Below are 23,691 nucleotides of genomic sequence, written 5' to 3' on the forward strand. Positions count from 1 at the left end.
GCAGGGGGGACCCTGTGGGAGAGTAGGACGCCGCCGAACAATTTTTGGGAAAACCCCCGCATCTTCGGATGCGGGGGTTTTCTGCGTTTCAGGACGCCTGCACCAGCTTGGTGTCGTACGCCAAAATCACCGCCTGAATGCGATCGCGAGAACCCGTCTTCGCGAGGATGCGGCCCACGTGGGTCTTCACCGTCGACTCGGCCAGGTGGAGACGCGTGGCTATCTCCGTGTTCGTCCAACCCTGGCCGATGACCGTCAGGATTTCGCGCTCCCGGTCGGTGAGGGATGCGAGGCGGGGATCTTCGACTGCGGCGTCCTGCCCGCCGGGATCGGCCGGGAGATGGTGGACGTAGGCGTCCAAGAGGCGGCGGGTCAGGCTGGGGGCGACCACCGCGTCGCCCGAGGCGACCGCGCGGATGCCGGCGAGGAGTTCCTCGGGCTGGGCATCCTTCACGAGGAAGCCGGAGGCACCCGCGCGCAGACCGGCGTAGGCGTACTCGTCCAGGTCGAAGGTGGTGACGATCAGGATGCGGGTGCGAGCGCCGGCGGCGGTGATGCGGCGGGTCGCCTCGATGCCGTCGAGGCCGGGCATGCGGATGTCCATGAGGACGACGTCCGGGTGGAGCTCGGCCGCCATACGGACCGCCTCGCTGCCGTTCGCCGCCTCGCCCACCACCGTCATGTCGTCCTGGCTTTCCAACAGCATGCGGGAGCCGAATCGCTGAAGCGGCTGGTCGTCGGCGATGAGGACCGTGGTCACTGCGGGGATTCCTCCGGGAGATCTAGGCGGACGCGCCACCCCCGCTCCGGGTGAGGGCGAGGGCCGGCCTCAAGTGTGCCGCCGTACAGGGCGGTTCGCTCGCGCATTCCGGGTAGTCCGCGGCCGTCCCGGGAGGTGCCGGTGATGTGGCTGCCGTGGCCTGTGTCCGTGATCGTGACGGTGACGGCGGCCTTCTCCTCGTACGACAGAGCTATGTCCGCGGTGGTGGCGGGACCCGCGTGTTTCAGGGTGTTGGTGAGGGCTTCCTGGATGACTCGGTAGACGGTGAGCTGGCGGCCCGGGGGGAGAGTGGGGCTGCCGTGGGTGGTGATGCTGACGGGGAGACCAGCGGCGCGTACGCCGTCGAGGAGCCGGCCGAGGTCGGTGAGACCCGGCTGGGGAGCCAGGTCCGCCTGTTGTCTCTCGTCCTCGCCCAGGACGTCGAGGAGGCGGCGCAGTTCGGTGAGGGCCTGGCGGCTGGTGGTGGCGATGGCGTCGAGGGCCTGGGCGGCCCGTTCGGGCGATTTGGTGGCGGCGTACCGGCCGCCGTCGGCGAGGCCGGTGATGACGGAGAGGTTGTGGCCGATGATGTCGTGCATCTCGCGGGCGATGCGGGCCCGTTCGGCGGCGGTGGCGAGCCGGGCCTGCTGGTCGCGTTCGGTCTCCAGACGGCGGGCCCGGTCCTCCAGAGCCGCGGTGTAGTTGCGTCGGGTGCGGACCGTGACGCCGATGAGGGCTGCCACCGCGGTGGACATCAGATGCGAGCCGATCTGCTGGTCCCAGCTGCCCTCCCCGTGGCGAATGGCCGAGACGAGTACCGGCGTGATCACCAGGGCCGTCGCCCACCACAGGCTGCGCAGAGGGCGGCGCAGGGCGAGGTGGTAGACGAGGACCAGTTGGAGCAGGGCCGCCTGGAGGGCGGCGCCGGTCCAGGCGTCGACGAGGGCGAAGGGGACCATGACGGCCAGAGCCGCGGCGGGGCGGGTGCGGCGCCACAGCAGCGGGACCGAGAGGCCGAGGCTCAGGGTGAGGAGCAGCCAGCCGGGCACGTCGAGTTGATGGGCGTTGTGGCGCCAGCCGCCGCTGGAGAAGTCGATCAGGGCGGCGGTCACCCAGAAACCGGTGAAGTGGAGGTCCCACAGCAGCGGGTGGCGTCGGTCGAAGGCGCGCACCTTGTGGGTGAGGCGCTGGGCGTACTCGGTGAGGGGCTCCGGTGCCCGGTCTTCCGTCACGGGGTCCATCGTGAGGGATCCGAGGCCGGGCGTCATACGTCTCGGCGGCGCAGGACCAGCGCGGCCATCGCGAGGACCGTCGTCGTCCACAGGACCATGGCCAGCAGGGCGGCGCCCGGGGAGGCCGCTCCGGGCAGGGGCTGGGCGGTGGTGAGGGCTTCCAGGGCCTTGCCGGGGAAGTAGCGGACGGCGTCGTCGACGACGGTGTACGGGAGCATGGCCAGAACCTCCGGGAGGATCATGACGAGGCCGATGAAGGCGCCGATGGCCACGGGGACCGAGCGGAGCAGGGCGCCGATGCCCAGGGCCAGGACGGCGAGGAGGGTGAGACCGGCCGCGTTGCCGGCGAGGGCGCGCAGGACGCCCAGGTCGCCGAGGGAGGCCGCCTGGTCGGTGCCGGAGAGGAAGGACTGGGCCAGGGGGAAGGTGAGCAGGTTCGTCGCCAGGGTCAGGGGGAGGGCGACCGCGGCCAGGACGGCGGCCTTGGACCAGAGGACGGGCAGGCGGTGTGGGACGGCTGTCATGGTGGCGCGGATCTGGCCCGTGGAGTACTCGCCTGCCGTGGCCAGGATGCCCAGCACCCCCAGGTTGATCTGGGCGAACTGGGTGCCGAGGAGGACGAACACGACCGTGTCCATGCCGCCTTCGCCCGTGCCGTCGTAGGCGGCGCCGAGGCCTGCGCCCATGGCGGCGGTGAGGGCGCTGGTGACGGCGAGGGTGATCCAGGTGGAGCGCAGGGTCCAGAACTTGTGCCACTCGGAGCGCAGGACGCGGGCCGGGGTCACGCGGTAGGGGAGGGTCGCCGTGGTCATGCCGCTGCTCCTTGCAGGGTCGCCGGGTACTCCACCGAGTCCCGGGTGAGGTCCATGAAGGCCTCCTCCAAGGAGGCGGTGCCGGGGGTGAGTTCGTAGAGGGAAATGCCGTGGGCGGCTGCCGTGCGGCCGATGTGCCGGGCGTCCGTGCCGCGGATGTGGAGGGTGTCGGGGGTGTCGGCGGTGATGTCGACGCCGGGGGCGGTGAGGAGACGTACGAGGTCGGAGGCCTGCGGGGTGACGACCCTGGTGGTGCCCGCGCCGGAGTGGCGTACGAAGTCTGTGACGGTGGTGTCGGCGAGGAGGCGGCCGCGGCCGATGATGACCAGGTGTTCTGCGGTCAGGGCCATCTCACTCATCAGATGGGAGGAGACGAAGACCGTGCGGCCCTCCGCGGCGAGGGACTTGAGCAGGTTGCGGATCCAGAGGACGCCTTCCGGGTCGAGACCGTTGACGGGCTCGTCGAGGAGGAGCGTGTCCGGGTCGCCGAGGAGGGCGGCGGCGATGCCGAGGCGCTGTCCCATGCCCAGGGAGAAACCCTTGACGCGGCGGTGGGCCACGTCGGTCAGGCCCGTGAGGCCGAGGACCTCCTCGACCCGGGAGCGGGGGATGCCGTGGGTGTGGGCGAGGGCGCGCAGGTGGTGGTAGGCGGTGCGGCCGGGGTGGACCGAGCGGGCCTCCAGCAGGGCGCCGACCTCGGTGAGGGGCGCGGGGTGGCCGGCGTAGGAACGGCCGCCCACGGTGGCGTGGCCGCGGGTGGGGGCGTCGAGGCCGAGGAGCATGCGCATGGTCGTGGACTTGCCGGCGCCGTTCGGGCCGAGGAAGCCCGTGACGGTGCCGGGGCGGACGGTGAAGGACAGGTCCGTGACGACCGTCCGGTCTCCGTAGCGTTTGGTCAGTTCGTGTGCCGTCAGCATGCTTCGATGCTCGTGCGCACGGGGGCCGCGGGCGTCGGACCGGCGGGGTAATCGAGGTGAAGGGCGTCGTACCCGGGTACTACCGTGTCCGCATGAGCTATGTGATCCGGTCCGTCCGTGCTGGTGAGTGGCCTGCGGTGAAGGAGCTGCGGCTCGCGGCGCTGCGGGACCCGGTGGCGCACCTGGCGTTCCTGGAGACGTACGAGGAGGCCGTGGCCCGGCCGGACTCGTTCTGGCGGGAGCGGACGGCCGGGGCCGCCGAGGAGGCGGACAAGGCGCAGCAGATCATCGCCGAGGGGCCGGACGGGCGGTGGGTGGCGACCCTGACCGTGCTCGTGGAGGAGCCGGGGACGACCGACTGGGCCGGGTTTCCGGTGGAGCGGAAGCAGGGGCATGTCGTCGGTGTGTTCGTACGGCCCGAGGAGCGCGGGAGCGGGCTGACCGAGGTGCTGTTCGACGCGGCGCTGGAGTGGGCGTGGGGGCGGGGTCTTGAGCGGGTGCGGCTCATCGTGCACGAGGAGAACGGGCGGGCGCAGCGGTTCTACCGGCGGGTGGGGTTCCTGCCGAGCGGGGTGACGGTGACGCTGGGGGACGAGGGGGAACGGGAGTTGGAGTTCGTCCTCGAGCGGGAGTGAGGAGCCGGTGCGCCGGGGCCTTGGTCGCTAGACCGGCAGTTCGTCGTGCGGCCAGCGGGCGCGGCCCTGTTCGCGCGACCGGAGCAGGGCCAGGGTCGGCATGCCCCGGTTTGCTCCGGTGGCCAGCAGCTCCGGGAGTTGGGGAAGCGGGGCCACGGCCGCGACGTCGTCCAGGACGAGCGTCATTGGTGGGTCGAGGCGACCGGCCGATGACCGTTCGGCCATGTGCCGGCCGCGCTCGACCACGCTCGAGACGAGGGCCGTCAGGAGGGGCATGGCGCCCGGGTTCGTCCTGGGGTCCTCGATGGATTCCCCCACCACATAAAGCGTGCCCCCTTCGTGGACGAAGGAATCCAAGGCGAGGGCATCAGTTCGGTTGGGAGTGCAGGCTTCCCGGATGTTGACCGTGGAGAGGGCCGCGAGGGCACGGGTGGTCAGCTGCTGGGCCATGTCGCGTCGTTCGGGGTGGGCCGTGAGGGCGCTTTCGAGTTCACCGGCCGAGCCGGGGGCGGCCTTGGGGCTGGTGCGCAGGATGCGTACGGCGTCCTGGATCTGGGTGCCCTGGGACCAGCGGTGGACGTGGCGGATGGTGCGGCCGTCGATCGCGGCGGCGTGCAGGTAGCTGCGCAGCAGGGTGGCGGCCGTGTCGCTGACCGCCTGGTCGAGTTTGGCGGTGGGGCGGACGGGAGTGAGGAGGGCGGCGGCCCTTCTCGTCGCCGTGTCTCGGTCCTCGCAGCCGGTGGTGGGGGACCAGTGGAGGCGGGACGGCGTGTCGCAGAGGTGGGTGGGGTCGTAGAGGTGGGTGGGGCCGAGCTTGGCTCTGGCGTCCTTGGTGTCCTGCCAGACGGACGGGTTCGAGGTGACGACGAGAGCGGGGCCCTCGGCGTCGCGTACCGCCTGGGTCGCGGTCGCCTGGCGGCCTTCCTTCGGGGCCACGAGGATTCTTTCCCGCTCGCCCACCCGTTCCTGTGCGAACAGGGTTGCCGGAGTGGTGGGGATGGCCGCCGGGGGCGGGGCGGGCGTTGCGGCCGGGTGCGGGGGGCCGCCGGCTGCTGCCGTGGGTTCCAGGACCTGGGTGGGCTCGGGGGCCGCGCGGCGGGGGGTGGGCTCGGGGGCCGCGTGGCGGGGGGTGGGGAGCTCGTGCGGTGTGGTCGTCGTGGGTACGTCGTGTTGTGCCGGTCCGAGTACGTCGTGTTGCGCCGGCCCCCGTACGTCGTGCTGCGCCGGTCCGAGTACGTCGTGTTGCGCTGGTCCCCGTACGTCGTGCTGCGCCGGCGCTCCTGCGTCGTGCGCCGCCTTCTCCGCCCGGCTCCTCGCCCGGACCGCTCGCCATCGGGCCAGCGTGCCCATCACGAACACCGTGAGGACGACCAGGATCATCAGCTGGCCGATGAACAGGCCCCAGAACAGGCCGTAGCCGGAGAGTTCACCGGGGGGTGTGCCGGGCCAGGCGCCGGGGATGTCGTGGGGCTGGGCGATGAGGCCGCGCATGGCCAGCGGAGTGCGGGCGAAGGTGACACCGGACGGCCATGAGCCGTGGGCGAACAGGGCGGCGAGGCCCGTGGCCGTCCACACCAGCACGGTCATGCCGAGGAGGAACGCGAGTATGCCGACCAGCAGGCCGTCGGGGATGCCTCCCTGGGGGCCGTGCTGGGTGTGGCGGTCGTCCGGTCTCACACGTCCTCCCCTGCGCCTTAAGCCACCGTCGATTCGGAGTCGCCCAGGTGGTGTTCCACGAAGGCCGCGGCCCGTTCCTCCGCCTCGATCTCGGCGGCGTGCAGGGCGTCGTCCGCGAGCTGGGCGGAGGACTCGGTCATCGCGCGGTCGGTGAAGACCAGGGGGCGTTCGGTGTCGGTGACCAGGTGTTTGACGACCTGGACGTTGCCGTTGACGTCCCAGACGGCGATGCCGGGGGTGAGCGTCGGGATGATCTCCACCGCCCACCTGGGCAACCCCAGCACCCGTCCTGTCGCCCTCGCCTCGTCGGCCTTCTGGGCGTAGATCGTCCTCGTCGACGCCATCTTCAGGATCGCCGCCGCCTCCTTCGCCGCCGCGCCGTCGACGACGTCCGAGAGGTGGTGGACGACCGCTACGAAGGACAGGCCCAGGCGGCGGCCGAACTTCAGCAGGCGCTGGAACAGCTGGGCGACGAAGGGGCTGTTGATGATGTGCCATGCCTCCTCGACCAGGAAGATGCGCTTCTTCCGGTCGGGGCGGATCCAGGTGTGCTCCAGCCACACGCCGACGATCGCCATGAGGATGGGCATGGCGATGGAGTTGCGGTCGATGTGGGACAGGTCGAAGACGATGAGCGGGGCGTCCAGGTCGATGCCGACCGTGGTGGGGCCGTCGAACATGCCGCGCAGGTCACCGTCGACCAGGCGGTCCAGGACCAGGGCGACGTCGAGGCCCCAGGCCCGTACGTCGTCTATGGCGACGTTCATCGCCTCGGCCGACTCGGGCTCGGGGTGGCGCAGCTGCTCGACGATGTCGGTCAGGACCGGCTGGCGGTCGACGATCGTCTCGTTGACGTAGGCGTGCGCGACCTTGAGGGCGAAGCCGGAGCGTTCGTCGAGGCCGTGGCCCATCGCGACCTCGATGATCGTCCGGAGCAGGGCCAGCTGGCCCGTCGTCGTGATCGCGGGGTCCAGCGGGTTGAGGCGGATGCCCATGTCCAGGGCCGCCATCGGGTCCAGCCGGATGGGAGTTATGCCCAGCTCCTGCGCGATGAGGTTCCACTCGCCGACGCCGTCCTCGCCCTGGGCGTCCAGGACGACGACCTGGCGGTCCTTGAAGCGGAGCTGGCGCAGGACGTAGGTCTTCTCCAGCGCCGACTTGCCGTTGCCGGACTCCCCGAGAACCAGCCAGTGGGGGGCGGGGAGTTGCTGGCCGTAGAGCTGGAAGGGGTCGTAGATGTAGCCCTTTCCGGAGTACACCTCGCGGCCGATGATGACGCCGGAGTCGCCGAGGCCCGGGGCGGCGGTCGGGAGGTAGACCGCCTGGGCCTGGCCCGTGGACGTGCGCACCGGGAGCCTGGTCGTCTCCACCTTCCCGAACAGGAAGGAGGTGAAGGCGTCGGTGAGGACGGACAGCGGGTCCCGCATCAGGTCCTACCTCCGAATGCCGGTGGCGAAGGGAAGGGTGTTCACGAAGGCGCGGTGGTGCTCGCGATCGCACCACTCCAGCTTCAGGTACGACTTTCCTGCCGAGGCCCTGATCGTCCGCTTGTCGCGGGCGAGGGCGTCGGGGGAGCGCGAGGAGACGGTGATGTAGCCGACGAGATTCACCCCGGCGGCGCCGCTGGCGAGGTCCTCGCCGCGCTGGTCGAGCCGGGAGTTCGCGGCCACGTCGCGCGGGTCGACGGTGCGGTTCATCTTGGCGGCGCGGGAGGCCTCGGCCTCGTCGTTGGTCTTCTCCGTCAGCATGCGCTCGATGGCGACCTCGGTGGGTTCGAGGTCCATTGTGACGGCGACCGTGCGGATGACGTCCGGCGTGTGGACGAGGAGCGGGGCGAGGAAGTTGACGCCGACGGGGGTCATCGGCCACTCCTTCACCCAGGCGGTGGCGTGGCACCAGGGAGCGCGGGTGGAGGACTCGCGGGTCTTGGCCTGGAGGTAGGTGGGCTCCATGGCGTCCAGCTCGGCCGGCCAGGCGTTGCGCTTGGTCATCGCCTGGATGTGGTCGATCGGGTGGTCCGGGTCGTACATGGAGTGGATCAGCGAGGACAGCCGTCCCTGGCCCAGGGGCTGCCGGACGCGGATGTCGGCCTCTTGAAGGCGCGAGCAGATGTCGGTGAGCTCGCGGGCCATGACGACGGCGAGTCCGGCGTCCCGGTCGACCTTGCCGCCGTGGGCGCGGGCGGCGCGGGCCATGGCGTTGGCCTCGGCGGCGAGGTCGCGGGTGTAGTGCATGCAGGCGACGAGGTAGGCGCGGTGCTGCTCGCTGCTGGTGGACACCATCGACTGGAGCTGGTCGTAGGACTGCTGGAGCCACGGCAGGGCCTTGTCGTCGCCGCGGACGGCGACGTCCTTGGCGTGGGCGTCCGGGTCGGCCGGGAGGGTGCGGGCCAGCATCTGGATGCGGGTGACGAAGCCGTCGCCGTTGGCCACGTGCTTGAGCAGGGTGCCGAAGCGGTCGACGAGGGCCTCCTGGTCCTCGCTGTCGCGCAGGCCGACGCCCGGGCCCTCGATCTCGATGGCGGCGGTGACGGTCTTGCGGTCGGCGTGCAGGAGCACGGCGATCTCGTCGGGGCCGAAGGGGGCGGCCAGCCAGGTGATGCGGCCGATGCCGGGGGGCGGGCCGATCTCCACCTCGCGGCCGTCCAGCCGGGTGCCGGCCTCGATGACGGCGGAGCGGTAGGTGGTGCCCCGCTTCAGGGTCCGCTTGTAGCTGCGGTTGATCTCGAACCACTTGTAGAAGGTGCGGTGTTTGTAGGGCACGTACACCGCGGCCAGCGCCAGCATCGGGAACCCGGCGAGCAGCACGATGCGCAGGGACAGCACCGGGACGAGGAGCCCGCACATCATGCCGAGGAACGCGCCCACGACGATCAGGGCGATCTCGCCGGTCTCGCGGTTGCGGCCGATGATCGCGTTCGGCCGGGCGCGGCCGATCAGATACGTCCGGCGGGGCGTGACCGGATGGGACACGTGGGACTCGGTCGTCAACGCCCTTCACCTCCCGTGCGGTTGGTACTGCTGTTGCGGGTGTTGCTGGCGTGAGGGGTGTTGACGGGGCTGCTCGAACGGGGGGCGGGTGTGGCGGAGGGGACAGATCCACCGCCGTTCGAGGTGCGCGCGCCGTGCGCGGCGACTCCGCCGGAGGCGGGGTTGCCGGGGCGGGAGGCGGAGGACTGGCTGCCTCCGCCATTGTTGTCGGCGCGGGAACTGTGGGTCTTGATGCCCTGCGCGACCAGGGACGCCGGGGAGCTGATGACGGCCGCGGCCTTGCCCTCGGCGCCCCGCATGAGGCGGTTGTTGCGGGATCCGGCGATCTCGTCGCCGAAGCCGGGGACGAAGCGGTAGATCATCGCGCTGGCGAAGATGGCGAGCAGGATGATGGCGAGGCCGGAGACGACGGCCGAGAAGGCGTCGGGGCCGTCGTCGGCGGAGAGCGCGCCGGCGAGGCCGAGGACGATGACGATGACCGGCTTGATGAGGATGACCGCGATCATGATGCCGGCCCAGCGGCGGACGTGGCCCCACAGGTTCTTGTCGACGAGGCCGGCGTAGACGACGGTGCCGAGCAGGGCGCCGACGTAGAGCAGGGCGGCCCTGATGACGAGCTCCAGCCAGAGGACGCCGGCGGCGAGGATGCTGACCAGGGAGACGACAATCAGCATGATCGGGCCGCCGCCGATGTCCTCGCCCTTCTTGAGGGCTTCGGAGAACGTGCCGAAGAAGGCGTCGGTCTGGTCGCCGGTGGCCTTGGCGAGGACCTCGGTGATGCCGTCGGTCGCGGAGACGACGGTGTAGAGGATCAGGGGGGTGAAGGCGGAGGCCAGCACCGTGAGCCACAGGAAGCCTATGGCTTCGGACAGGGCGGTGGTGAGGGGGACGCCGCGCACCGCCCGCTTGGCGACGGCCAGGAGCCAGAGCAGGAGCGTGAGGATCGTCGACGCGGCGAAGACGACGGCGTACTGCTGGAGGAACTTGGGGTTCGTGAAGTCGACGTTGGCGGTCTCCTTCACGGCGTCGCTGAGCTTGTCGACGGTCCAGGCCGCGGCGTCGGCACAGCCCTTGGCGAGGGAGGAGAGGGGGTCGAGGGTGGAGGTGGGGTCGAGCCGGGAGGTGCCGCTGCCGCTGCGGCTGCCGGTGTCGCCCTCGCAGATCTCCCGGGCCCTGCCGGACAGCAAGGAGCAGTTGTCGTTGCTGGGGCTGGGCGACGGGGTGGGGGCGGCGACCGCCCGGGCGGCGAACAGGACCAGGGTGGTCTGCACGGCGGTGAGGGTTGCGGTGACCTTGACTGCGCGGCGGCTACCGGGCATACGTGAACCCTCCGAACTCCTGGACGGCCTTCGAGATGTCGTCCGACGTCGACACCTTGTTGTCGCCGTTGACCGGCGCGGGGCCTTCCTTCTGGGAGAAGCTGTCGACCTTCCAGTCGCCGTCGGTCCAGCGCAGTTGCAGGGTCATGGTGAACCAGTCGTTGGTGACCGGGCTCTGCGAGCTCTCCCCGGCCATGCCGAACACGCCGGTGCACCACACCTCGACGGTGGCGGTGCTGCCCGACCAGTCGGTGACCTTGGTGCCGACCGGCATCGTGCGGGAGACGTAGGTGCTGCCCTTGGGCGCGTCGCCCTTCTCGTCCAGGCCGAGCTTCTCCAGGAACGCCTTGCTGTACACCCGGTCGAGGTTTCTCTCCAGCTCGGAGACCTTGCCGGCGTCGAACACCTGACGGACGATCTCGGGCCGACGCGCGGGTTTGAGGATGTCGGCCGAGACGAGCACGACGGCGTAGTTCGCCGCGGCGCTCTCGGCCCCCTCCTGGTCCTGGGCGAAGCCCGACGGGATGCCGGCGGCCGACTTGGACTTGACGGGGCGTTGGCCGGAGGGGGCCGTCGCTGATGTCTCCGGCTTGCCCGAGGCACCGTCCGCCGAGGAGGACGTGTCGCCGTCCCCCCGGTTCGCGAAGGCGATCGCTGCGATCAGGAGGACCACCACACCCACCACCGTGACCAGGCTGCGGGACGAGCCGCGGCGGCGGGGGTCGCCGAAGGCGTCGCCGGATTCGGGCAGGCGGGTGCGGGTCTGGCCCGTGCCGGCGTAGCCGCCGGAGGGCCCGTGGTCGTCACCGAGACTCATACCGCGTACGCCCCCTCGACGTCGTGCGGAAACACTTCGTACCGGTCGTACTTCTCATACTCCTCGTACGACGGTAGCCGTGCTGGTTCCCGCGCGGGCGCGGTGTGGTGACTCGACATCAGGGAAACGCAACCTCAGCCGGTGGGCACGACGGGCGGGTGGGATGGAGAGGGAACCGGGTGTGCCCGGCGGGCGGACGGTGCCCGGGCTACACGGCCATGCCGTACACGATGGTGAACAGCGTCCCGAGCGAGCCGATGATGAAGACGCCCGTCAGGCCCGCGATGATGAGGCCCTTGCCCTGTTCCGCGCTGAAGGTGTCCCGCAGGGCGGTGGCTCCGATGCGCTGTTTGGCGGCGCCCCAGATGGCGATGCCGAGGCAGAGCAGGATGGCCACCGCCATCACGACCTCGATCATCACCTTCGCCTCGTTGCCCAGGCTGCCGAAGGGGCCCCAGTCCGGAGCGATCCCGCCGATGATGGTGTTGATGTCTCCCTTGTCGGCCGCAAAGAGCATGTAAGTCACCGCCCCTGTTGGGTAGTTCCGCATCCTCTGCGGGCATGCAGAGGTCAGGCATCATTCTCGCCGACAATGATGCTGTCGTATGTCGACTTGGCGTCATTGATTGGCGGGTTTCGTACGAATACCTTGCCACCGTTCCGCGCCGGGCCCTAGAGGAGGCGACGGGCGGTGTGCGAAGGATCGTATGGTCACTCTGTGTATCACGGCAGGTCACGCCGGGCAATGAGGCCTGAGCGGAACCTGGTGTGCGGTTCCGTCGTTGTGCCGCTCTTGCGGCCTTTCTCACCTTGGCGGCTGTTTCTGACGGCTGGTCGGGTGAGTGGCCGCGCCGATGTTCCCCGGGTGAAGGCTACCTGGCAGGGCGAACGGGCCGCGGCTGGGTTGCCGCGGCCCGTTCGTTCCCCGGCCGGGCCCGGGCCCCCACGGCCCCGGACGTCGCGCCTCGGTGACGTTCCGTCACGGATGGGGAGCCGTCAGCCGGTGAAGGCGCGCCGAGCTCCGTCGGGGTGTCCAGACCGGTCGGGCCGTCGTAGTCCGTCCGGGCGGTGCAGAAGTAGCTGGTGGTGCAGTTGCCGTTGCTGGCGCTGGTGACGTCGTTCAGGGCGGTGGTGTTCGCGTAGGGGAACTTCGCCGGGTAGGAGCCGGCGGGCGGGGTGCCCGCCAGGGGGTAGACGCTCACACGTCCCGTCGGCTCGCGGCGAGCCGACCGGTGTCTGACGTTTCTCTCACCTTCGGGGGGCACAGTCGCTCCGGTGAAGCGCGTCCTGTCCGTCGCCGTGGTCCTCGCCGCCCTCATCACCGCGTCCACCGCGACCGCCGACGACGGGGCCGGGTCCTTCGGGGTGACCGTCACCGCGCGCGACGCCCGGGTCGGGGTCCTCGTCCCCGCCGCGCGGGCGGCCCGGCCGGCCGGCGGGCACTTCTGCACCGCGTCCGTGGTCGACGCGCCGCACCGGAACCTGATCGTCACCGCCGCGCACTGCCTGGGCGGCGACGGAGGACTGGTCTTCGTGCCGGGCTACCGCGACGGGAGCGCGCCCTACGGGGACTGGGCGGTGGTGCGGCGTTTCCTGCCCCGCGGGTGGGTCGAGGGACGGCGCGAGGACAGTGACGTGGGGTTCGCCGCGGTCGCCGCGCGGGGCGGCGAGGAGGTCGAGGACGTCGTCGGCGGGAACCGGTTCGTGACCGGCACGGCCACGGGGGCGACCGCGGTGACCGTCACCGGGTACCCCGACACCCGCGAGGCGCCCGTCGACTGCACCGCCAAGCCGGCCGCGCACAGCCGCACGCAGCAGCGCATCGCGTGCCCCGGCTTCAGCGGGGGGACCAGCGGCAGCCCCTGGGTGAACGGGGACGGCCAGGTCGTCGGAGTCCTCGGCGGGCACGACCGGGGCGGCACGAGCCCCGGCGTCTCCTACAGCGTCGTCCTCGGCGCGGAGGCGGAGCGGCTGTACCGGAAAGCGGCGGGAGAACCGTGACGCGCCGCGACCCCGTGCGCCTCCCCGGTCCTCCGTGCCCTTGCCGTGCTGCCCGTGCCGTGTCCCGGTCCTCCGTGCCCTCGCTGTGCTGCCCGTGCCGTGTCCCGGGCCTCCGTCCGCCCCCGACTCTCCTCTCCGTGATCATTCCCGGGCGTGGCGCCCGCCTCTACACTGGCCAACGGACTCCTGGGCGGCGAGGGGCGGTTGACGGTGCGTAAGGCGTGGATCGTGGCGAGTGTTGCGATCAGCTCCGCCCTGGCCTTCGTGATGCTGCTCGTCGTCGGGGTCTACCTCGTCGCCGGGAACCTGGCCAACGGCGTGGGCGGCGGGGCGAAAGCGCTCGCCAAGGGATCGGTGCCCGCCGCGTACGCGGCCCTCGTGCAGAAATGGGGCAACCTCTGCCCCGCCATCAGCCCGGCCCTGCTCGCCGCCCAGCTCTACCAGGAGAGCGGCTTCAACCCGAGAGCTCAGAGCCATGCCGCCGCGCAGGGCATAGCGCAGTTCATCCCCGGCACCTGGGCCGGTCACGGCATCGACGGCGACGGCGACGGCGACCGCGATGTGTGGGACCCGAAGGACGCGATTCCCTCGGCCGCCTCCTACGACTGCGAACTCGCCTCATACGTGAGGAAGGTTGGCGGGAATCCGACCGAGAACATGCTGGCCGCCTACAACGCGGGGGCGTACGCGGTGATCAAGTACGGAGGTGTGCCGCCGTACAGCGAGACCCGGAACTACGTGAAGCGGATCACGACGCTCGCGGAGAGCTTCGCCGCGCCGGTCGGGCGGGTCGACCCCTCCGAGCAGGCCGCCGGCGCGATCGAGTACGCGCAGAAGAAGCTCGGCACGCTCTACCTCTGGGGCGGCACCGGTACCCCTGAGCAGGGCGGACGCTTCGACTGCTCGGGACTGACGCAGGCCGCCTACGCGAGCGTGGGCATCAGGCTGCCGCGCGTCGCCAACGACCAGTACAACGCCGGTCCGCACCCCTCACGGGACGAACTGCTCCCCGGCGACCTCGTGTTCTTCTCGGACGACCTCACCAATTCGCGTGCCATCCGGCATGTCGGCATTTACGTCGGAGGTGGGTACATGATCGACGCGCCCCGGACCGGCGCCGTCATCCGATTCGACCCGATCGACACCCCCGACTACTTCGGAGCCACCCGCGTCACCGAAGATGGCGCGAAAGCGCTGCCCACAACGGTGTGAACCGTGTGTGAACCCACCCCCTGAGCTGCGAAGACGTATCTCTCTTCGATAACGTCTGCGTGATCATTCGGTGGAGTGTGGAACGTATCAGCGGGGACCATGCGTTCCTGTTGACGTAGCCGAGCAGACGTTCATCGGCACGTGTCCTGCACACGTGCGGCGGAAGCGGATCTACAACCACGGGGGTGGCAGGAGCGGCGCACGCACAGGTGCGCCGGGAGAGACGACGAAGGGGCCGCAGCGCCATGGCTGGACTCGCCGATTCCGGGTCGAACCCCGACGTCGACCTGCTGTACGACATCAATGGCCTGGCCAAGGACGCGCCGCCGTGGTTCGACCGCGTCATGGAGTTCGTCGGTGAGTACGGGCTGCTGCTCGCCATCGTCCTGCTCGTGCTGGGGTGCTGGTGGACCGTCAGGCGGCGCGGGGACGAGGACGCCGCGGTCACCGTCGCGGCTCTGATCTGGGCGCCGCTGGCGGCGGGCATCGCCGTACTGGTGAACGTGCCGATACGGGGATTCGTGGAGCGGCCCCGCCCCTTCCTCGACCACCAGGGCCTCGAGGTGCTCGTCAAGGGCAAGACCGACTACTCGTTCGTCAGCGACCACGCGACGATCGTCATGGCGCTGGCCGTCGGCCTGTTCGTCGCCCACCGCAGGTTCGGGCTGGCCGGGCTGGTGCTCGCGCTGTTCGGCGGGTTCATCCGCGTCTACATGGGCGTGCACTATCCGACGGACGTGGTCGGCGGGTTCGCGCTGGGGACGGCGGTGGCGCTGCTGCTGTCGCCGCTCGCCATGGCCCTGCTGACGCCCGTGGTGCGGGCCGTCGAGCGGTCGCCCAGGGCGGGGTGGCTGGTGCGCGCCAGAGGGCGGGCCGACGGGGAGGACACGATGATCCCCGAGACTCGCAGTGAGCGAGCCTCGGAGAGGGACCTCGCCGCGTGACGCGGAGGCGCGAACCGCTCACAGGGCCTGGGGATACGTGAAGAAGCGGTCGGGGTCGTACTGGTTCTTCAGTGTGGTCAGCCGGGCCGCCGCGTCTCCGTAGTACGCCTTGCGCCAGCCCGTCAGGGTCGGGTCGGTGTAGTTCTGGTAGGCCGCGCCCGAGGCGTGGGGCCGCATGGCCTTGTGGGCGGAGGCCAGCCAGCCGCGGGCCGTCGCACCGCTCGTACCGGCTCGCCAGGCGGCGATGTACTGGGCCAGCATGCGCGAACGCCGGTGGACGAAGGCCGTGGAGGTGGGGGAGACGCGGTTGACCGCTCCGCCGAGGGCGGTCAGCGCGATGCTGCCCGTGCCGCCGCGTACCGAGCCGATCTGCGACAGCAGGGCGCGAATGCCGGCCGTGGAGAGCGAGCGGTCGAAGAAGTCCGACGCGGCGGCGTACGTCTCGCGGCCGAGCGCGCCCTTCGGGGAGCGGCCCGGGGTCGAGCCGGGCAGATGGCACTGCGCGTCCGTCGGGAACGAGGAGCAGCCCGCGTACACCTCCATCGACTCCTCGTACGAGCGGCGCTTCAGGGAGACGCTGCGGGCCGGGGCGCCGACGCGGTCGGCGAGACGGTCCACGGCGTTCTTGAGTTCGCCGTGGGTGCCGAGGGAGAACGCCGCGACCGAGACGGTCGGGGTGCCGCCCGCGGCATTGGCGAGATGGAGCGACGACCAGATCTCGTCGGGTTGTGACGGCCCCCACTCCTGCCAGGCCTTCACCACCGCGGCCGCCTTCGACCAGGGCCAGGACAGGTACGCCGAGACGCCCTGCGGTGCCGGATGCGTCCTGAAGTGCAGCTCCGTGACGACACCGAAGTTGCCGTTGCCGGCGCCGCGCAGGGCCCAGAAGAGGTCCTTGTTCTCGCGGGAGTCGGCGGTGAGCTGTGTGCCGTCGGCGGTGATCAGGGTGGCCCGGGTGAGGCTGTCGCAGGTCAGGCCGTAGGCGCGGGAAACCACGCCGTGGCCCCCGCCGAGGGTGAGGCCGGAGACGCCGACGGTGGGGCAGGAGCCGGCGGGGATCGTGACGCCCTTCGCGGCGAGGGCCCGGTAGACGTCGATGAGTTTGGCGCCGGCGCCGACCACGGCCGTCGTGCCGGAGGCCCGGACGCGGTTGAGCTTCGAGACGTCGATGACCAGGCGGCCATCGCCGGAGGACCACCCGGCGTAGGAGTGGCCGCCGTTGCGGATCGCCACCCGCAGGGCGTGGGCGCGGGCGTAGGCCAGGGTCGTGCGGATGTCGTCCGGATGGGACACGTACGCGACCGCGGCGGGCTTCAGGCTGTCGAAGCGGGTGTTGTAGAGCTGCCTGGCCGCGGGCCAGTCGGCGTCGCCGGGACGGACCAGGGGGCCGTCGAGGTCCCGCGCCAGGGCGGCCCAGTTCGCGGCGGAGGATCTCGAGGCGGTGGAGGTGCGCACGGCGTCGGTGGCCGTGGCCGTGGCCCTCGAGCGGGTGCCCGACGGGGTGCAGGCGGTGGTGAAGGGGGTCGCGGCCACGGCGATGGCTGCCGTGCCGGCTGTGAGGATCGTGCGCCGTTCCATGGGGCCTCCCGGTGGTTCCGTCCTGGGAGACGGGGTGGTGGGGGTGCGGGTTCCATGGTCCGTGCGCCACCCGCGGCGGCGTCTGCCGCGGGCCTCAACCCGTCGCGTGTCTCTCCGCGTCCGTGCGCGCCTGGCTTCTCGCTCTTCTCGCCGGTCCGCGCCAGCCGCAGGTGCAGTGAGCCATGCAGAAGTGACCCTTCTCCATGGTCGTCGTGCGGTGTTCCGGGAGGTTGGGGGGAGGTTCCAGCCCGTCCTGCTGCGCCACGACGACAACGTTACTCACCCCAGGTGAACGGTTGGTGCGGCGGTCGGGGCGCACTGGCGTGACGGGGGCACATACCCGTCGTTAACCGGAACAACGAGGGGGCCCGTGACGGACGTACCGGCTGGGGGTAGGCAGGCGATGACTGGGCGGCAGCGGGAACGGCGGCACAGGCGGACGGGTGCGGCGTTCGTCGCGGCCGGGATCCTGACCGGGGCGGGGCTGGGCACCGGAGGGTGCGCCGGCGGCGACGCGGTCGCCGGGGACTCCCGTGGCGGGGACGCGGTCGTCGTGCTGCGGCAGGCCGCCGGCCGGCTCATCGACGCGGGCAGCTCCAAGGCACGTACGTCGATGCAGATGGCCGCCGGCGGGACGCGGGTCACCATCCGGGGCGCGGGGGTGTACGACTACCGCAAGCGGATGGGGCGGCTCAAGGTGCTGCTGCCGCAGGATCCCGCGGGGACCGCCGACCGCCGGCCGATCACGGAGCTGCTCGCGCCGGGCGCGCTGTTCATGAAGAACCGGGGCGCCGGAGTGCCCGCGGACAAGTGGGTGCGGGTGGATACGCGGACCCTGTCCGACGGCAACCTCGTCACCGGCGGGGCCACCGATCCGTTCACGGCGGCCGAGGTGCTGCTCGGGACGCGGACGGCGACGTACGTGGGCAGGACGGAGGTCGCGGGGACCGGGGTGCGGCACTACCGGGGGACGGCGGACCTCGGCGACGCGGCCCGGCGTGCGTCGGAGGGGAACGAGGGGCCCCTGAAGGCGGCGGCCAAGGGGTTCGCCACCGCGCACGTGCCCTTCGACGCCTACCTCGACGACGAGGGACGCATCCGCAAGGTCAGGCACCGGTTCAGCTTCCTCAACGGGCGGCAGAAGAGCCCCGTGGCCGTCGCCTCGACCACCCTGCTCTACGATTTCGGGGCCTCGGTGCGCGTGCGGTTGCCGGAAGCCGACGACATCTACGCGGGCAAGATCGCCGAGGAGTGACCGGCGTGAACTAGCCCTTCCGTGCCATGCGCGGCGCGTGGGCCGCTCCCTACTCTAGGAAGCCGGTGACGGCAGAGACGAGGTGATGCACGTGGCTCCGGTCGGCGGTACGGCAGTTCAGGACCACGTGGCCCTCGCCGAGATCGAGCTGTGCGGGGAGCTGATCATCGCGGCCTCGGCGGCGCGGGAGCGGCTCAGCCTGGAGAGCATCGACGAGGTGCTGAAAGTGGCCGAGGAGCGGGAGTCCGCACGGCGGTGAATCCGGGCGTCCGGCGAGCCCGGGCGCGGTTCACGTCCGCAGCATGCGGGCGATCGCCTGGGTCGCCTCCTTGACCTTCGCGTCGATCTCGTCACCGCCCTTGAGGGCGGCGTCGGCGACGCAGTGCCGCAGGTGCTCCTCCAGCAGTTGCAGGGCGAAGGACTGCAGGGCCTTGGTGGAGGCGGAGACCTGCGTGAGTATGTCGATGCAGTAGACGTCCTCGTCGACCATGCGCTGCAGGCCGCGGATCTGACCCTCGATACGGCGCAGGCGCTTGAGGTGTTCGTCCTTCTGCTTGTGGTACCCGTGCACACCGTGATCATGATCGAGCGCCACATTCGCACCGGCGGTGCCGGGGGCGACACCTGTTGTGTCGGTCACGTCCGTCATCGCTTCCTCCTGGTGGGCAGTGGGCCGACATATACCCCTGGTGGGTATATGGTACCGAACTTTGCTGGGTATACGGCCCTGGAAACCGCCCCCGTGCTCATCACTGTCCCCGATGGGCGACACTGGTGGGCGGCCGATAGCCGTGGCCGGATGTTGCGCCTAGCATCAGCCTGACCGAAACCGAAGCACCCCGAGGACCCCACGTGCGCTTTCGTCTGACCCCCAGGGAGACGAGCTTCTACGACATGTTCGCCGCCTCCGCGGACAACATCGTCACGGGCTCGAAGCTCCTCATGGAACTGCTCGGGGCGGACACACCCGCCCGGGCCGAGATCGCAGAGCGTATGCGGGCAGCGGAACACGCAGGTGACGATGCCACGCACGCGATCTTCCACCAGCTGAACTCCTCGTTCATCACGCCGTTCGACCGCGAGGACATCTACACCCTCGCCTCGTCCCTCGACGACATCATGGACTTCATGGAGGAGGCCGTCGACCTGGTCGTCCTCTACAACGTCGAGGAACTGCCCAAGGGCGTCGAGCAGCAGATCGAGGTTCTGGCGCGTGCCGCCGAACTGACGGCCGAAGCGATGCCGCACCTGCGCACCATGGAGAACCTCACCGAGTACTGGATCGAGGTCAACCGGCTGGAGAACCAGGCCGACCAGATCCACCGCAAGCTCCTGGCGCACCTCTTCAACGGCAAGTACGACGCGATGGACGTCCTCAAGCTGAAGCAGATCGTGGATGTGCTGGAGGAAGCGGCGGACGCCTTCGAGCACGTGGCGAACACGGTGGAGACCATCGCCGTCAAGGAGTCCTGAGCTCTTCATGGACACCTTCGCTCTGGTCGCGACCATCGGCGTCGCGCTGTTCTTCACGTACACCAACGGCTTTCACGACTCGGCGAACGCGATCGCCACGTCCGTCTCGACCCGGGCACTGACGCCGAAGGCCGCGCTGGCCATGGCCGCGGTGATGAACCTCGCCGGTGCGTTCATGGGCTCCGGGGTCGCCAAGACGGTCAGTGAGGGCCTGATCCAGACACCGACCGGCTCGAAGGGGATGGGGATCCTCTTCGCCGCGCTGGTGGGCGCGATCGTCTGGAACCTCATCACCTGGTACTTCGGGCTGCCCTCGTCGTCCTCACACGCGCTGTTCGGCGGAATGGTCGGTGCCGCGCTGGCCGGCGGGACGACGGTCTACTGGGACGGAGTGCTGGAGAAGGTCGTCATCCCCATGTTCATCTCCCCGGTGGTCGGTCTGCTGGCCGGCTATCTGGTGATGACCGCCATCATGTGGCTCTTCCGGAAGGCCAACCCGCACAAGGCCAAGAGGGGTTTCCGGATAGCGCAGACCGTCTCGGCGGCCGGCATGGCGCTGGGGCACGGTCTGCAGGACGCGCAGAAGACCATGGGCATCGTGGTGATGGCGCTGGTCATCGCCGATGTCGAGGACTACGGCGATCCGATTCCGGTGTGGGTCAAGGTCGCCTGTGCGGTGATGCTGTCGCTGGGGACGTACGCCGGTGGATGGCGGATCATGCGGACCCTGGGGCGGAAGATCATCGAGCTGGACCCGCCGCAGGGCTTCGCGGCGGAGGCGACGGGCGCGTCGATCATGTTCACCTCCGCGTTCCTGTTCAAGGCGCCGATCTCCACGACCCATGTGATCACTTCCGCGATCATGGGCGTCGGCGCGACGAAGCGGGTGAACGCCGTGCGGTGGGGCGTCGCCAAGAACATCATCCTGGGGTGGTTCATCACGATGCCGGCGGCCGCACTGGTGGCCGCGGCGTCCTTCGGGATCGTGCATCTGGCCTTCCTGTAGCCGGCCCGGTACCGCCGCGTACGCGAAAAGGCCCGCCCCCGGGAGCCGGGGGCGGGCCCTTTTCGGCCTCGCGGTGGCACCGCCATGCAGCACCGCGAGGAGACTCGGCGGGCCGGATCAGCCGAAGCGGCCGGAGATGTAGTCCTCCGTGGCCTGGACCGACGGGTTGGAGAAGATGCGCTCCGTGTCGTCGATCTCGATGAGCTTGCCGGGCTGGCCGACCGCCGCGAGGTTGAAGAACGCCGTGCGGTCGGAGACGCGGGCCGCCTGCTGCATGTTGTGCGTCACGATGACGATCGTGAAGCGCTCCTTGAGCTGACCGATCAGGTCCTCGATCGCGAGCGTGGAGATGGGGTCGAGCGCCGAGCAGGGCTCGTCCATGAGCAGGACGTTCGGCTCGACCGCGATCGCCCGTGCGATGCACAGACGCTGCTGCTGGCCACCGGAGAGACCCGAGCCGGGCTTGTTCAGGCGGTCCTTGACCTCGTTCCAGAGGTTCGCGCCCTTGAGGGAGCGCTCGACGACGTCCGCCAGCTCGCTCTTCTTGTAGTTGCCGTTCAGCCGCAGTCCCGCCGCCACGTTGTCGAAGATCGACATCGTGGGGAACGGGTTCGGGCGCTGGAACACCATGCCGACCTCACGGCGGACCGACACCGGGTCGATGCCCGTGCCGTAGAGGTCCTCGTCGTCGAGGAGCACCTTGCCCTCGACCCGGCCGCCCGAGGTGACCTCGTGCATCCGGTTCAGCGTGCGCAGGAACGTCGACTTGCCGCAGCCGGACGGACCGATGAACGCCGTCACCGAGCGCGGCTCGACGGTCATCGAGATGTCCTCGATCGCCTTGTGGGAGCCGTAGTAGGCGGTCAGTCCGCTGACGTCGATTCGCTTGGCCATGACTACTTCACTTCCAAAAGTCTGGGGGTCGCTGTGTGGCCCCGCGCGGCGGTAGCCGCAGATTGACGCTTTAGCGACCGGTCTTCGGGGCCTTCCAGCGGGCGATGCCGCGAGCCACCAGGTTGAGGATCATCACGAAGGCGATGAGCGTGAGAGACGCCGCCCACGCGCGGTCGTACGCCGTGACCTCGCCCGATCCGTACTGCTGGTAGATGTACAGCGGGAGCGAGGCCTGCGCGCCCTCGAAGGGGTTGGCGTTGATGAACTTGCTGCCGAACACCAGCAGCAGGACCGGCGCGGTCTCACCGGCGATGCGGGCGATGGACAGCATGATGCCGGTGGTGATGCCGCCGAGCGAGGTCGGCAGGACCACCTTCAGGATGGTGCGCCACTTGGGCACGCCGAGCGCCAGTGAGGCTTCGCGCAGCTCGTTCGGGACGAGCTTGAGCATCTCCTCCGTGGAGCGCACGACGACCGGCATCATCAGGATCGCGAGGGCGAGCGAGCCGGCGAAGCCGAACGGCTCCATCTCGAACATCAGCATGAGGCTGAGGATGAACAGGCCGGCGACGATCGACGGGATGCCCGTCATGACGTCGACGAAGAAGGTGACGGCCCGGGCGAGGTTCCCGCGCCCGTACTCCACCAGGTAGATCGCGGTGAGCACGCCGACCGGCGCGGCGATCAGCGTGGCGAGGCCGACCTGCTCCAGCGTGCCGAGAATGGCGTGGTAGATGCCGCCGCCCGCCTCCGAGTCGGCGACCACGCCCATCGAGTGGGTCAGGAAGTAGACGTCGAGGACCTTCGTGCCACGCTGCACGGTCGACCACACCAGGGAGGCCAGCGGTACCACGGCGAGCAGGAACGCGACCCACACCAGCGAGGTGACCACGCGGTCCGTGGCCTGGCGGCGGTTCTCGACCCGGGCCGCGATGACGTACGTACCGAGGACGTACAGGATCGCGGCGATCAGTGCCCACTGGATGCTGCTGTGCAGGCCTGCGGCGGCACTGATGCCGACCCCGAGGGCGACGGATCCGGCGGCGATGGCCCACGGAGCCCACTTGGGCAGACTGCCGCCGCGCAGGGTGCTGGGGCCCTTCGGGGTGATGGTTGCGGTGCTCATGCGTTGGCCCCCGAGTACTCCTTGCGGCGGGCGATGATCGCGCGGGCCGCTCCGTTGACCAGCAGGGTGATGACGAACAGGACCAGCCCGGAGGCGATCAGCGCGTCACGGCCGGACTCGGTGGCCTCACTGAACTTGCTGGCGATGTTCTGGGCGAAGGTGCCGCCGCCGGGGTCGAGCAGACTGCCGTGGATCAGGAAGTCGGGGGAGAGCACGGTGGCGACGGCCATCGTCTCGCCGAGGGCGCGGCCGAGGCCGAGCATCGAGGCGGAGATGACGCCGGAGCGGCCGAAGGGGATGACCGCCATGCGGACCACCTCCCAGCGGGTGGCGCCGAGCGCCAGGGCCGCTTCCTCGTGCATCTGCGGTACCTGGCGGAAGACCTCGCGGCTCACGTTGGTGATGATCGGCAGGATCATGATCGCGAGCAGGATGCCCACGGTGAGCATGGAGCGTGCGGCGCCGCCCTGCCACGAGAAGACGCCGGTCCAGCCGAGGTAGTCGTTCAGCCAGCCGAAGAGGCCGTTCATGTGCGGCACGAGGACGAGGGCGCCCCACAGGCCGTAGACGATGGACGGCACGGCGGCGAGCAGGTCGATCACATAGGCGATCGGGCCGCGCAGCCGGCGCGGGGCGTAGTGCGTGAGGAACAGCGCGATGGCGACCGAGACCGGGACCGCGATGACCATGGCGATGATCGAGGAGACGATCGTGCCGTAGGCCAGGACCGCGATGCCGAAGACCGGCGGGTTGACACCGGTGTTCCATTCGAAGGTGGTCAGGAAGTTGCCGTCGTCCTCGCTGATGGCGAGGACCGCGCGATAGGTGAGGAAGCCCGCGATCGCGGCCATGATCACCAGCAGCAGGATGCCCGAGCCGCGGGAGAGGCCGAGGAAGATCCGGTCTCCGGGCCGGGTGGCGCCACGGGCCGCGCGCTTCTGCTCGGCGGTGGACGGCTGGGTGGGAGGGGGTGCGTCAGCTATCTGTGTCGTGTCCATCGGGTTCTCCGGTCTGCGGAACCGCACGTGCTGTGCGGCTCCTGG

The 23,691-nt window shown here is 70.3% G+C and carries 24 protein-coding genes; 8 read left to right on the plus strand and 16 right to left on the minus strand.

What is annotated here, in order from left to right; translation table 11 throughout:
- Positions 1-88: 88 nt before the first annotated feature.
- From ACIQHQ_RS11105 to ACIQHQ_RS11120, 4 genes are read right to left on the minus strand one after another with little or no spacing between them, the layout of a single operon-like run.
- Positions 89-760, minus strand: a complete 672-nt coding sequence (locus ACIQHQ_RS11105) for a response regulator (protein WP_402611660.1) — start codon at positions 758-760, stop codon at positions 89-91.
- The gene (locus ACIQHQ_RS11110) at positions 757-2,001 is read right to left on the minus strand and encodes a sensor histidine kinase (protein WP_402611661.1); all 1,245 of its coding nucleotides are present in this window, start codon (positions 1,999-2,001) and stop codon (positions 757-759) included. The genes ACIQHQ_RS11105 and ACIQHQ_RS11110 overlap by 4 nt, the downstream gene beginning before the upstream one ends.
- 23 nt (positions 2,002-2,024) lie before the next feature.
- Positions 2,025-2,804, minus strand: a complete 780-nt coding sequence (locus ACIQHQ_RS11115) for an ABC transporter permease (protein ID WP_402611662.1) — start codon at positions 2,802-2,804, stop codon at positions 2,025-2,027.
- Positions 2,801-3,721, minus strand: coding sequence for an ABC transporter ATP-binding protein (locus ACIQHQ_RS11120; protein WP_402611663.1), 921 nt, complete (start codon positions 3,719-3,721; stop codon positions 2,801-2,803). Before ACIQHQ_RS11120 ends, ACIQHQ_RS11115 begins: the two co-directional genes overlap by 4 nt.
- Before the next feature lie 92 nt (positions 3,722-3,813).
- Here ACIQHQ_RS11120 and ACIQHQ_RS11125 point away from each other — a divergent pair, with 92 nt between their 5' ends.
- Positions 3,814-4,356, plus strand: coding sequence for a GNAT family N-acetyltransferase (locus tag ACIQHQ_RS11125; RefSeq protein WP_402611664.1), 543 nt, complete (start codon positions 3,814-3,816; stop codon positions 4,354-4,356).
- A 27-nt stretch (positions 4,357-4,383) separates the two neighbouring features.
- On the opposite strand, the gene ACIQHQ_RS11130 is transcribed toward ACIQHQ_RS11125, so the two are convergent.
- From ACIQHQ_RS11130 to ACIQHQ_RS11160, 7 genes are all read right to left on the minus strand, one after another.
- Complete coding sequence (locus ACIQHQ_RS11130; protein ID WP_402611665.1) at positions 4,384-6,033, minus strand: TraM recognition domain-containing protein; 1,650 nt, start codon at positions 6,031-6,033, stop codon at positions 4,384-4,386.
- Between the two features lie 17 nt (positions 6,034-6,050).
- A complete protein-coding gene (locus ACIQHQ_RS11135; RefSeq protein WP_402611666.1) occupies positions 6,051-7,460 on the minus strand; it encodes an ATP-binding protein in 1,410 nt (469 codons plus the stop codon).
- A gap of 6 nt (positions 7,461-7,466) precedes the next feature.
- On the minus strand, positions 7,467-9,023 hold the full coding sequence (locus ACIQHQ_RS11140; RefSeq protein ID WP_402611667.1) for an SCO6880 family protein: 1,557 nt from the start codon (positions 9,021-9,023) through the stop codon (positions 7,467-7,469).
- A complete protein-coding gene (locus ACIQHQ_RS11145) occupies positions 9,020-10,342 on the minus strand; it encodes a hypothetical protein (protein WP_402611668.1) in 1,323 nt (440 codons plus the stop codon). Before ACIQHQ_RS11145 ends, ACIQHQ_RS11140 begins: the two co-directional genes overlap by 4 nt.
- Entirely contained in the window at positions 10,332-11,159 is an 828-nt protein-coding gene (locus ACIQHQ_RS11150; protein ID WP_402611669.1) for a hypothetical protein, read from the minus strand. Before ACIQHQ_RS11150 ends, ACIQHQ_RS11145 begins: the two co-directional genes overlap by 11 nt.
- Before the next feature lie 208 nt (positions 11,160-11,367).
- Entirely contained in the window at positions 11,368-11,676 is a 309-nt protein-coding gene (locus ACIQHQ_RS11155) for a hypothetical protein (protein ID WP_003991275.1), read from the minus strand.
- A 355-nt stretch (positions 11,677-12,031) separates the two neighbouring features.
- Complete coding sequence (locus tag ACIQHQ_RS11160) at positions 12,032-12,361, minus strand: hypothetical protein (RefSeq protein WP_402611670.1); 330 nt, start codon at positions 12,359-12,361, stop codon at positions 12,032-12,034.
- Positions 12,362-12,434: 73 nt separating this feature from the next.
- Here ACIQHQ_RS11160 and ACIQHQ_RS11165 point away from each other — a divergent pair, with 73 nt between their 5' ends.
- From ACIQHQ_RS11165 to ACIQHQ_RS11175, 3 genes are all read left to right on the plus strand, one after another.
- Positions 12,435-13,160 carry a trypsin-like serine peptidase gene (locus tag ACIQHQ_RS11165; RefSeq protein WP_402611671.1) on the plus strand — a complete coding sequence of 242 codons (726 nt, stop codon included), beginning with the start codon at positions 12,435-12,437 and terminating at the stop codon, positions 13,158-13,160.
- A 267-nt stretch (positions 13,161-13,427) separates the two neighbouring features.
- Positions 13,428-14,372, plus strand: a complete 945-nt coding sequence (locus tag ACIQHQ_RS11170) for an NlpC/P60 family protein (protein ID WP_402612164.1) — start codon at positions 13,428-13,430, stop codon at positions 14,370-14,372.
- Positions 14,373-14,617: 245 nt separating this feature from the next.
- Positions 14,618-15,316, plus strand: coding sequence for a phosphatase PAP2 family protein (locus ACIQHQ_RS11175; RefSeq protein WP_402611673.1), 699 nt, complete (start codon positions 14,618-14,620; stop codon positions 15,314-15,316).
- A gap of 18 nt (positions 15,317-15,334) precedes the next feature.
- Here ACIQHQ_RS11175 and ACIQHQ_RS11180 read toward each other — a convergent pair whose 3' ends face one another.
- Complete coding sequence (locus tag ACIQHQ_RS11180) at positions 15,335-16,894, minus strand: FAD-binding oxidoreductase (RefSeq protein WP_402611674.1); 1,560 nt, start codon at positions 16,892-16,894, stop codon at positions 15,335-15,337.
- Between the two features lie 403 nt (positions 16,895-17,297).
- Between ACIQHQ_RS11180 and ACIQHQ_RS11185 the strand changes: the two genes are divergently transcribed.
- Together ACIQHQ_RS11185 and ACIQHQ_RS11190 are read left to right on the plus strand one after the other, a co-directional pair.
- Complete coding sequence (locus ACIQHQ_RS11185) at positions 17,298-18,149, plus strand: hypothetical protein (protein ID WP_402611675.1); 852 nt, start codon at positions 17,298-17,300, stop codon at positions 18,147-18,149.
- A gap of 91 nt (positions 18,150-18,240) precedes the next feature.
- Positions 18,241-18,408: a hypothetical protein gene (locus ACIQHQ_RS11190; protein WP_402612186.1), complete on the plus strand. Its 168-nt coding sequence runs from the start codon at positions 18,241-18,243 to the stop codon at positions 18,406-18,408.
- 30 nt (positions 18,409-18,438) lie between these two features.
- Here the strand turns inward: ACIQHQ_RS11190 and ACIQHQ_RS11195 are convergent, their stop codons facing one another.
- Entirely contained in the window at positions 18,439-18,798 is a 360-nt protein-coding gene (locus ACIQHQ_RS11195; protein ID WP_402611676.1) for a metal-sensitive transcriptional regulator, read from the minus strand.
- A 203-nt stretch (positions 18,799-19,001) separates the two neighbouring features.
- Here ACIQHQ_RS11195 and ACIQHQ_RS11200 point away from each other — a divergent pair, with 203 nt between their 5' ends.
- Together ACIQHQ_RS11200 and ACIQHQ_RS11205 are read left to right on the plus strand one after the other, a co-directional pair.
- The gene (locus ACIQHQ_RS11200) at positions 19,002-19,622 is read left to right on the plus strand and encodes a DUF47 family protein (RefSeq protein ID WP_283973399.1); all 621 of its coding nucleotides are present in this window, start codon (positions 19,002-19,004) and stop codon (positions 19,620-19,622) included.
- A gap of 7 nt (positions 19,623-19,629) precedes the next feature.
- A complete protein-coding gene (locus tag ACIQHQ_RS11205) occupies positions 19,630-20,628 on the plus strand; it encodes an anion permease (protein ID WP_402611677.1) in 999 nt (332 codons plus the stop codon).
- A 117-nt stretch (positions 20,629-20,745) separates the two neighbouring features.
- On the opposite strand, the gene pstB is transcribed toward ACIQHQ_RS11205, so the two are convergent.
- From pstB to pstC, 3 genes are all read right to left on the minus strand, one after another.
- Complete coding sequence (gene pstB / locus ACIQHQ_RS11210) at positions 20,746-21,522, minus strand: phosphate ABC transporter ATP-binding protein PstB (protein ID WP_402611678.1); 777 nt, start codon at positions 21,520-21,522, stop codon at positions 20,746-20,748.
- A 70-nt stretch (positions 21,523-21,592) separates the two neighbouring features.
- Positions 21,593-22,648, minus strand: a complete 1,056-nt coding sequence (pstA, locus tag ACIQHQ_RS11215; RefSeq protein WP_402611679.1) for a phosphate ABC transporter permease PstA — start codon at positions 22,646-22,648, stop codon at positions 21,593-21,595.
- Positions 22,645-23,646 carry a phosphate ABC transporter permease subunit PstC gene (gene pstC, locus ACIQHQ_RS11220; RefSeq protein ID WP_402611680.1) on the minus strand — a complete coding sequence of 334 codons (1,002 nt, stop codon included), beginning with the start codon at positions 23,644-23,646 and terminating at the stop codon, positions 22,645-22,647. The genes pstA and pstC overlap by 4 nt, the downstream gene beginning before the upstream one ends.
- Positions 23,647-23,691 lie beyond the last annotated feature (45 nt).

This window comes from Streptomyces sp. NPDC092370 (genome assembly GCF_044755265.1).
GTDB lineage: Bacteria > Actinomycetota > Actinomycetes > Streptomycetales > Streptomycetaceae > Streptomyces.